We start from the raw sequence: 202 nt of genomic DNA, 5'->3' as shown, positions 1-202 counted from the left end.
TTTGGGACGGCAGCCACCTCTTGCAGGAAGTCAAACCGGACGGCAGGTATACCTATATCTACACCGACCCCGACAGCTACGAACCCTTGGCACAGGTACATAACCGGACCAACGAAGACGGAGAAAGCGGCCAACAAATCCTCTACTTCCACTGCGACCAAATCGGCATTCCAAGAGAAATGACCGATAAAGACGGCAACCT

1 protein-coding gene is annotated in these 202 nt (G+C 53.0%); it reads left to right on the top strand.

The genetic code is table 11. From position 1 onward, the window contains the following. Positions 1-202 (top strand): RHS domain-containing protein (locus HMPREF2560_RS05450; protein ID WP_210400170.1); only part of this gene is annotated, 202 nt, incomplete at both ends.

Source organism: Neisseria sp. HMSC078H04, assembly GCF_001838135.1.
GTDB lineage: Bacteria > Pseudomonadota > Gammaproteobacteria > Burkholderiales > Neisseriaceae > Neisseria.
Note: the sequence above shows the minus strand (reverse complement) of the source record. Positions and strands in the feature narration are given on the sequence as shown.